Origin of the sequence: Microbacterium sp. H6 (genome assembly GCF_003314775.1) — a bacterium.
GTDB lineage: Bacteria > Actinomycetota > Actinomycetes > Actinomycetales > Microbacteriaceae > Microbacterium > Microbacterium oxydans.
Genome location: NZ_QOAY01000103.1, coordinates 18,314 through 24,351, shown reverse-complemented (window position 1 = coordinate 24,351; position 6,038 = coordinate 18,314). Strand labels below are relative to the sequence as shown.

Annotated in this window: 8 protein-coding genes and 1 pseudogene; 6 read left to right on the top strand and 3 right to left on the bottom strand. The window is 67.1% G+C overall.

Going from position 1 to position 6,038, the window contains the following annotated elements; genetic code table 11:
• Positions 1–216: 216 nt before the first annotated feature.
• The gene (locus DSP71_RS07130) at positions 217–834 is read right to left on the bottom strand and encodes a TetR/AcrR family transcriptional regulator (RefSeq protein WP_113680735.1); all 618 of its coding nucleotides are present in this window, start codon (positions 832–834) and stop codon (positions 217–219) included.
• 75 nt (positions 835–909) lie between these two features.
• Between DSP71_RS07130 and DSP71_RS07125 the strand changes: the two genes are divergently transcribed.
• On the top strand, positions 910–1,290 hold the full coding sequence (locus DSP71_RS07125; RefSeq protein WP_061018298.1) for a DUF1761 family protein: 381 nt from the start codon (positions 910–912) through the stop codon (positions 1,288–1,290).
• A 17-nt stretch (positions 1,291–1,307) separates the two neighbouring features.
• Positions 1,308–1,589, top strand: a complete 282-nt coding sequence (locus DSP71_RS07120) for a DUF1905 domain-containing protein (protein ID WP_046748514.1) — start codon at positions 1,308–1,310, stop codon at positions 1,587–1,589.
• A gap of 16 nt (positions 1,590–1,605) precedes the next feature.
• Here DSP71_RS07120 and DSP71_RS07115 read toward each other — a convergent pair whose 3' ends face one another.
• A complete protein-coding gene (locus tag DSP71_RS07115) occupies positions 1,606–2,109 on the bottom strand; it encodes a GNAT family N-acetyltransferase (RefSeq protein WP_113680734.1) in 504 nt (167 codons plus the stop codon).
• Positions 2,102–2,386, bottom strand: coding sequence for a DUF1778 domain-containing protein (locus DSP71_RS07110; protein ID WP_113680745.1), 285 nt, complete (start codon positions 2,384–2,386; stop codon positions 2,102–2,104). The genes DSP71_RS07115 and DSP71_RS07110 overlap by 8 nt, the downstream gene beginning before the upstream one ends.
• Positions 2,387–2,501: 115 nt before the next feature.
• Between DSP71_RS07110 and DSP71_RS07105 the strand changes: the two genes are divergently transcribed.
• The 4 genes and pseudogenes from DSP71_RS07105 to DSP71_RS07090 all read left to right on the top strand — a co-directional run.
• Positions 2,502–3,197 carry a DUF1684 domain-containing protein gene (locus DSP71_RS07105; RefSeq protein WP_061018294.1) on the top strand — a complete coding sequence of 232 codons (696 nt, stop codon included), beginning with the start codon at positions 2,502–2,504 and terminating at the stop codon, positions 3,195–3,197.
• 28 nt (positions 3,198–3,225) lie between these two features.
• Entirely contained in the window at positions 3,226–4,722 is a 1,497-nt protein-coding gene (locus DSP71_RS07100) for an ABC transporter substrate-binding protein (protein ID WP_113680733.1), read from the top strand.
• A 52-nt stretch (positions 4,723–4,774) separates the two neighbouring features.
• A complete protein-coding gene (locus tag DSP71_RS07095; RefSeq protein WP_061017527.1) occupies positions 4,775–5,737 on the top strand; it encodes an ABC transporter permease in 963 nt (320 codons plus the stop codon).
• A pseudogene (locus DSP71_RS07090) lies at positions 5,734–6,038 on the top strand (ABC transporter permease); the annotation flags it as partial. The gene DSP71_RS07095 and the pseudogene DSP71_RS07090, both read left to right, overlap by 4 nt.

The window sequence follows — 6,038 nt, the reverse complement described above, 5'->3', positions numbered from 1 at the left end:
GAGAGCCCGAGTGTGGGGGTGGGTGCCGGCTGGGGACCGAGCTCCCACCCCATCCCCCCTCGGGATCGAAAAGAGATCCGCTCTCCCTCCGCATGACGGCTGAGCCGCCCCGCCCACGGTCAGCTGGGGACTGACGCTGCTGGGCGTATGCCCAAATGGTATACCGGCAGAGGTTGCAATATGTTGCGACTGAGACTCGACGTACCTGGCTCCGAGCTAGCGACGATCGTAGGCGGTCAAGAACAGGTCGACGGCCCTGGTCACCGGCTGCGCAGCGCCCTCCCCACCGAGAAGCCCGGCGTTCAGCGGCGCACCGACGACCAGCCAGGTGAACTCGCTCGCGAGGGCTTCCGCATCGTCGACGACCAGTCCGTGCGTATCGGAGAGTTCGGTCATCGCCTCAGCGAGCTTGCGGATGTTGGTGTCCCAGCTCTGCGCCAGGTAATCTCGCGCGACCTCGGGATGAGCGGGGGCCTCAGCGATCACGAGGCGACGCATCGCCATGACCGGAGCGCTCAGCATTCCGGCGCGCATGGTCTCACCGAGCGTCACGAGCCCCGCCCGGATGTCGGGGTTCGCCTTCAGCGCTTCGAGAGCGGGTCGCATGGCGTCTCGCCCCGCGAGCGCCCAGTGTCGTACGACAGCCGCGTACAGAGCGGACTTCGAGTCGTGCTCCCGGTACAGCGACGCCTTCGAGATGCGCGCTCGCCTCGCCACCTCGTCCATGGACGCCCCGGCGTACCCGAATTCGAGGAAGACATCGCGGGCGGTGTCGAGCAGGGCATCACCGGTGAGACCGGCAGGGCGCCCTGGGGTTCGAGGCGTCGTAGTCACGCCTGAGAGTTTAGTACTTGACAGTTCCGCGCTGCGGATCTACTTTGAGTACCAGCAAGTACTAAAGGAGTCGACATGATCATTCTGGCCGTCGCCCTCGCCACGCTGGCATCGTTCATCGCCAGCGCCGCGCTGTACGCCCTGCCCCCGGTCTCGGCCGCCATCTCACGGACGAGCACACCCCGACCGGGCCTTCCGGTCGTCGCGCAGATGGCATCCGTCGTGCTTCGCAGCCTCATCGCCTCGTGCCTCGTGGCCGGTCTGATGCTCGCGGCCGGGTGGCACGGCATCGGCACCGGGGCCCTCCTCGGGCTGGCTTTGAGCGCGCTCCCCCTCACCCTGCTCATGGGCGGTGTCGTACACGAGGGCACCGCACCCTCTGCGGCGGGCATCCACCTGCTCGATTGGACCCTCAAACTCGTCATCATCGGGGCGATCGTCGGATCGTTCCTCTGATCCAGAAGGAGACTGCCATGCCCACGCCACTCGACATCACGTTCACCGCCACCCTCGGAAAGGTGCGCGAAGGCGATACCTGGACCTGCGTGCAACTCGGCGACTCCGCGACGATCTTCGGCACGCGCGGACTCGTGAAGGTCGCCGGCACCGTCGACGGCGAGCCTTTCCGGGGAGCTTTCATGGCGCTCGGCGACGGGACGCACAAGCTCCCGATCGCGGCCGCGATCCGCAAGCGCATCGGCAAGAGCGACGGCGACGAGGTGACGGTGCATCTCACCGAGCGCCTCAACGGGTGAGGTCTCTCCACTCGCCTCAGATGGCGAGGGTCGCGCGCGCGTCCTTGACAAGGAGGAAGAGCGTGCGCCGGGCCTCCGGGAATGTCGTGAAGCCGAACCTCTCGTAGAACGGCACGATCTCGTCGTTGATCGCGTGCACGAGGATCGCCCGGACGCCGATCGCCTCCGCGGCCTCGAGCGCCCGCATGGTCGCGTGTTGCAGAAGCGAGGAGCCGAGCCCGCGGCCCGCATACTCGAGGTCTACCGCCAGACGCCCGAGCAGCACGATGGGGATCGACGCGGGCATACCTGCGGCGAGTGGCGGCGGTCCGTCTGCGCGGTCGATGGCACTGGAAGACAGGCAGTAGTAGCCAGCCACTCCCCCTTCCCGCGTGGCGGAGACCATTGTGCGCGATGCCCCGCGCTTCTCGTTCGAGCGCGCCCGGCCCCGCAGCCAGATATCGAGGCTCTCCTCGCCGCAACGGAATTCCGACAGCCGGTCACCGGCAGCGAGCGGTCGCGGAGTCAGGAAGTCAGTCAACGAAGACGGTTTCGCGTCGCAGCAGTTCGCGCAGACCATCGATGGAACGCGCAGGACGCTCCATGACTTCGATGAAGGCCTCGAACCGTACAGCGTCGACCTGCGATCGGCGTTCGCGCTCGATGACCTCCTGCGCGCGCTCCACGAGCGCAGACGCGGAGAAGTCCGTCACCGTGCGACCCTCGATCGCGGCCGCTTCCTCGATCGCCGCTTTCTGATCCGCCGTGACGCGGAATTCCAGCCGGGCGCTCTTGAGCGGAGATGCAGATGCGGTCATGGGATCAGTGTACGGCAGATCTCCGTACACTGGGCATCTCCCGCGACCACACCCGCGTTACCCCGAGTGACGTGCCCGACCCCACCGCGTTCTGCATGCAAGAGAATTGAAAGTGATGTCTGAACGCGAAGATCACACCCACTGGCAGGCCGAGCGCCGCACCGCCGTCACGTCCGCGACCGGCAACCTCGCCCTGGTCGAGACCCGTTGGACCGGGGAGCGCCCCGACCTCGACGCCGAACAGCGCGCCGCGGCCGACACGGTCACCGTGACGCCGATCGAGCGCACGAACATCGAGACCGGCGTGGCCGAGCACGGACTGCGCGTCTGGGACGCCGACTCCCCCGCCATCCGCGCCTTCGACCGCATCGACACCTACGAGTACGACCCGGCATGGGTGCTCGAAGGACACTTCACCCCGGTCTCCGGCGAACGCAGGGTGTCGTTCGAGCACATCCGCGACAACGGCGGCACGCGCGACCTGGTCGTCCCCGGCGACATCCGCCTCGAGCTCGACGGCCACGAGTACACCCTCGCCGCCTTCGACGACGGCGGCACGCTGCTGCTCGTGTTCGGCGACCAGACCAACGGATCGGAGACCTACGGATCCGGGCGCTTCCTGTTCGTCGAGCTGCGTGACGACGAAGGCTCCGTCGTCCTCGACTTCAACCGCGCTTTCGTGCCTCCCTGCGGCTTCAGCGCCCAGTACAACTGCCCGCTCCCGCCGGCATCCAACCGCTTCCCCCTGCCTATCCGAGCAGGCGAGAAGAACGTCGTTTTCCGCGACGGCTTCGACATCTACGCGGCGTGACGCCGCACCCGCTCACCCTGGAGTACTCATGAGAAGAACCCGCATCCTCGGCGCGCTCGGCGCCGTCGCCACGCTCGCCCTCGTGGCCGGCTGCGCGTCCGGCGCGAACGACGACGGCACCGCGAGCGAAGACGCCACGATCTTCATCGGTTCGCTGTACGAGCCCACCAACCTCAGCAACACCCAGGGCGGCGGCCAGGGCGTGACCGAAGCGCTGACCGGAAACGTCTACGAAGGCCTGTACCGGCTGACCGACGACGGCGAGGTCGAGCCGCTCCTCGCCGAAGATGCCCAGGTGTCCGACGACGGCCTGACGTACACGATCACCCTGCGCGACGACGTGACCTTCCACTCCGGCGACCCGCTCACCTCCGCCGACGTGAAGTCGAGCATCGAGGCCGTCACCGCCGAGGACTCGGTCTCCGCCCGCAAGTCGAGCTTCAAGACGATCTCCGACATCGCGACCCCCGATGACAAGACGGTCGTGTTCACGCTCTCGCAGCGATCGATCTCGTTCCTGTACAACCTCAGCTACGTCTGGATCGTGAACGACGAGGCCGGCGACATCACGAGCACCGAAGACGGCACCGGCCCCTACACGCTCGACGAGTGGAAGAAGGGCTCGACCCTCACGCTCGAGCGCTGGGACGACTACTGGGGCGACCCGGCCAAGAACGCGGAGGTCGTCTACACGTACTTCACCGACGCGACGGCCGAGAACAACGCCCTCGTCACCGGCGAGATCGACGTCATCACCAGCGTGCAGAGTCCCGATTCGCTCACGCAGTTCGACTCCGACGACTACGTCGTCAGCGAGGGCACCTCCACGACGAAGGAGCTGCTCGCCTTCAACGACCGCGTCGCCCCCTTCGACAACACTCTCGTGCGCAAGGCCATCTACTCCGCGATCGACACGAAGAAGCTCCTCGAGTCGATCTGGGGCGACTACGGCACGTTGATTGGCTCGATGGTGCCGCCCACCGACCCCTGGTACGAGGACCTCACGCAGGTCAACCCGTACGACGTCGAGCTCTCGAAGAAGCTCCTCGCGGAGGCGGGCTACGCCGACGGGTTCACCTTCACCCTCGACACCCCGAGCTACGACCCGCACCCCGCCGTCGCGGAGTTCCTGCAGTCGCAGCTCGCCGAGGTCGGCATCACGGTCGAGATCAACACGATCAGCGCCGACGAGTGGTACACGAAGGTCTTCAAGGAGCAGGACTTCCAGGCGACGCTGCAGGAGCACGTGAACGACCGCGATGTGGTCTGGTACGGCAACCCCGACTTCTACTGGGGCTACAACGACGCCGACGTGCAGAAGTGGGTCGCCGACGCCGAGCAGGCAGCCACGACGGATGAGCAGACCGCCCTGCTCAAGCAGGTCAACGAGAAGATCGCCGCTGATGCCGCGAGCGTATGGTTGTACCTGTACCCGCAGATCGTGGTCGCCTCCAGCGACCTCAGCGGCTACCCCGTCAACGGCCTGAACTCGCAGTTCTTCGCCTACGACATCGTCAAGTCCTGACGTGCGTGGGGGATGCCGCGCGTCGGCATCCCCCACGTCATCCTGAGAAGCCATGCTCGCCTATCTGCTGCGCCGCCTCGCGTTCCTCGCGATCTCGCTCGTCGTCGCGATGATCGCGATCTTCGTGTTGCTGCGCCTGCTCCCCGGTGACCCTGCGAATGCCCTGCTCTCGGTCAATGCGACCCCCGAACAGATCGCGGCCGCGCGAGCCCAGGTCGGCTCCGACCAGCCGCTGCTCCAGCAGTTCACGACGTGGGCGGGCCAACTGCTGCGCTTCGATCTCGGCGAGTCCTTCCTCAGCTCGCGTCCGGTCGGACCGGACATCGCCGATCGCCTTGCCGTGACCCTTCCGCTCACGCTCATCGCCTTCGCGATCGCACTGCTCGTCTCGCTCGTGATCGGCATCACCGCCGCGGTGAAGTCCGACCGCTGGTACGGCATCGTGCTGTCGGGGTTCGCGCAGCTCGGCGTCGCGGTTCCGGTGTTCTGGGTCGGCGTGGTGCTGGTCTGGGTGTTCGCGCTCGGACTGGGCGTGCTGCCCTCCGGCGGCTTCCCCCGCAAGGACTGGGAGGATCCGGCCGACGCGTTGCGCTCACTCGCGCTGCCCGTGATCACGATCGTGATCGTCATGAGCGCCTCCCTCAGCCGCTACGTGCGCTCGGCCACCCTCGATGTGCTCGGCAGCGACTACCTGCGCACCGCCCGAGCCGGAGGTTCCGGCATGGGCGAGGCGCTGCTGCGTCACGGCGTGCGCAACGGCGCGGTGCCGGTCGTCGCGGTGCTCGGCATCGAGCTGTCGACCACCCTGCTGGGCGCGGTGGTCGTCGAGAGCGTCTTCACGCTGCCCGGACTCGGAAGCCTGCTGCTGTCGGCCATCGAGCAGCATGACTTCCAGGTGATCCAGGGTGTCCTCGTCGTCAGCACCCTCTTCGTGCTGCTGGTCGGGTTCGCCGCCGACATCGTGCAGCGCCTGATCGATCCGCGCCTGCGCACGAGCGTCTCGGGGAACCGATGAGCCGCGTCGCCGAACAGCTGGTCACCGCATCCGTACCCGTGCGGCGACGTCCGAAGGCGACGCTGCTGATCGGCATCGTGCTCACGGGTCTCATCGTGCTGATCGCTCTGGTGTCGCTGTTCTGGCTGCCCTATCCGCTCGCCGACACCAGTGGCGGCCGCCTCGAAGGGCCCAGCGCGCTGCACCTGCTCGGCACCGACCGGCTCGGACGCGACCTGTTCTCGCAGCTGATGTGGGGCGCACGCATCGCCCTCATCGTCGGCACCTGTGCCGTCGCGATCGCCGCACTCCTCGGCACGAT

Bases quoted from the DNA above. Each gene is read 5' to 3' on its own strand.
- DSP71_RS07125 (WP_061018298.1), top strand. From the start codon at position 910: ATGATCATTCTGGCCGTCGCCCTCGCCACGCTGGCATCGTTCATCGCC.
- DSP71_RS07120 (WP_046748514.1), top strand. From the start codon at position 1,308: ATGCCCACGCCACTCGACATCACGTTCACCGCCACCCTCGGAAAGGTG.
- DSP71_RS07110 (WP_113680745.1), bottom strand. From the start codon at position 2,386: ATGACCGCATCTGCATCTCCGCTCAAGAGCGCCCGGCTGGAATTCCGC.
- DSP71_RS07105 (WP_061018294.1), top strand. From the start codon at position 2,502: ATGTCTGAACGCGAAGATCACACCCACTGGCAGGCCGAGCGCCGCACC.
- DSP71_RS07100 (WP_113680733.1), top strand. From the start codon at position 3,226: ATGAGAAGAACCCGCATCCTCGGCGCGCTCGGCGCCGTCGCCACGCTC.
- DSP71_RS07095 (WP_061017527.1), top strand. From the start codon at position 4,775: ATGCTCGCCTATCTGCTGCGCCGCCTCGCGTTCCTCGCGATCTCGCTC.